The following is a 2533-nucleotide window of genomic DNA, read 5'->3' on the forward strand; positions in this document are numbered from 1 at the left end:
GTGCGACTCGTTGGCTAGCAAAGACTGCCCAAAAGCAGATGTAACAAGCCTTCCAGGTCATACATGAAAGTAAAAACTTCGACCTGAGAAAACTCTTATGACCTTGTAGGTGAAATTCCTACCGCCTTGTTGTTGGGTTGACAGCGTAGGTAACAGGGTAGAGACTGAACATCAATCCCTGAAGCTGGCCTAAATGGGGTCAAAGCTTTAACTACCAAATAAGTGAGACTTCTAGCAAAAGACTGACAAGTGGACGCACAGAAAGGTGATTAAACTCTCGTGAAGCGTGACCATCTCAAAGGTAGCTATGGGATGTAGGACGAAAGTCAGAGGGGCAATGGACACAGATATGTAGCAGTCTGTATCAACAACCATACCGCACCCTCCGGGAGATTTTACCTCACTAAATCAGTCGTAATAAAGACATAAGGGAACGAGGAAACCTCTCTTTGACACCTAAGAATATAGGTCGAGAACTTAGGAAGCCATTCAAGGTCAATCTACGCACTCAGTCGTAGGTCAAAGGGAGAGTAGGATTGGGTAAAAAGCAGAGAATGCTGACGTACCCACTGTTAGACGTAATGTAAAGCAATGATTAGTAATGAATAAAGCTCAGACACTAAAAAGAAAGTTAGGGTCACCTAAGCCATTTTTAAGCGTAGCACTGGATACAGAGCATATACCTTCACAAGCTTCAATCAATCCTAACCTGCAATGGAAGGATATAAATTGGAAACAAGTGGAGAAATCTGTGTTCAAATTGCAAAAATTGATTTACAGAGCATCCAGCCGTGGCGAACTCCGCAAGATGCACAGATACCAAAAACTTCTGACCAAAAGTTATTACGCTAGGTTGCTAGCTGTTAGGCGCGTGACACAGGATAACCAAGGACGAAGAACTGCTGGAATAGATGGTGTTAAAAATCTATCTCCGATGCAACGATTCAACTTGGTGAACCTACTCGCATCACGCCACCTTAAAGCGAGCCCAACCCGCAGAGTCCGTATACCAAAACCAGGTAAAGATGAAAAACGTCCATTAGGCATCCCTACGATGTACGACCGCGCGTTACAAGCCCTGGTGAAGTTAGGTATGGAACCAGAGTGGGAAGCACGCTTTGAACCTAATAGCTATGGTTTTAGACCAGGGCGGTCAACACATGATGCTATTGTAGCCATATTTGATAGTATCAAGCGTAAACCTAAATATGTGCTTGATGCTGACATATCCAAATGTTTTGACCGAATTAACCATGATGCACTACTAGGAAAAATTGGGAAAACTCCCTATAGGAGATTAATCAAACAATGGTTAAAATCTGGAGTGTTTGACAATAATCAATTCCTAGAATCTGTGGAAGGTACACCACAGGGAGGGGTAATATCACCTCTACTAGCAAACATCGCCTTACACGGTATGGAAGAAAGACTTACGGCATTCGCCAAAACCCTTGATATGAAAGATAGCAGGGGCAGGCAAATAGGCCAACGAGATAAAATAAGAAGTCTCAGTCTGATACGCTATGCTGATGACTTTGTAATCCTACATGAAGACATCAAAGTAGTGTTGCAAGCTAAAACCGTGATTCAGGAATGGTTAAACCAGGTAGGATTAGAACTAAAACCAGAAAAAACCAGAATTGCCCATACTTTAGAAGTATATGAAGGAAACAAACCTGGATTTGACTTCTTAGGATTTACAATTAGGCAATACAAAACCAAGTCAACCGAAAAAGGATATAAAACGCTGATTAAACCATCTTCAAAGAGTATCAAAACTCACTACCGAAAATTAGCAGAAATATGTAACACAAATAAAACTGCACCAATTGAGGCATTAATAGCCAAACTAAATCCGGTAATTAGAGGATGGGCTAACTACCACTCAACTCAAGTCAGTAAGGAAGTATTCAACAAAATTGATAATCTCTTATGGAAAAGACTATGGAGATGGGCAAGTAGGAGGCATCCAAATAAGTCAGCCACCTGGGTAAAAGAAAAGTATTTTCCCTCCATTGGAACCAGAAATTGGACTCTGAATAAAGGGGAATATATACTAAACCGACACTCAGATGTACCTATTGTACGGCACATCAAAGTTAGTGGTAATAAATCACCCTATGACGGCGACTGGACTTATTGGGGCAGTAGAATCGGCAAACATCCAGGCGTAAGGAAGGAAGTCACAACGTTGTTAAAACAGCAAAAGAATAAATGCGCAGCTTGTGGATTAACCTTCAGACCAACGGATTTAATCGAGGTTGACCACATCGTTCCTAAGTCTGAAGGTGGTGACAACACCTATAAAAACAAACAATTGTTGCACCGACATTGCCACGACGATAAGACTGCCAAAGACTTAAAAGCAGTTAACCATTAAGGACTCATTGGGTCTAAGGTGGAATTTTAAGGATGTACCCATGAAAAGGGACGTTTAGGAGAGGAGCCGTGATGAGGTGAAAGTCTCACGTCCGGTTCTGAAGACGAGCAAACCCTATAAAGGACAACCGGAAATGGGTCTGCTTAGTTTAAC

General features: G+C 41.9%; 1 protein-coding gene. It reads left to right on the plus strand.

The features are described 5' to 3' along the window. The first annotated feature begins 601 nt into the window (after positions 1 to 601). The gene (gene ltrA, locus F6K18_RS35900) at positions 602 to 2380 is read left to right on the plus strand and encodes a group II intron reverse transcriptase/maturase (RefSeq protein WP_353735280.1); all 1779 of its coding nucleotides are present in this window, start codon (positions 602 to 604) and stop codon (positions 2378 to 2380) included. Positions 2381 to 2533: the final 153 nt, after the last annotated feature.

Source organism: Okeania sp. SIO2C2, from assembly GCF_010692625.1.
In the GTDB taxonomy this organism is placed as follows: domain Bacteria; phylum Cyanobacteriota; class Cyanobacteriia; order Cyanobacteriales; family Microcoleaceae; genus Okeania; species Okeania hirsuta.

Coding starts and splice junctions, on each gene's coding strand:
- ltrA (WP_353735280.1), top strand. CDS start 602: ATGAATAAAGCTCAGACACTAAAAAGAAAGTTAGGGTCACCTAAGCCA.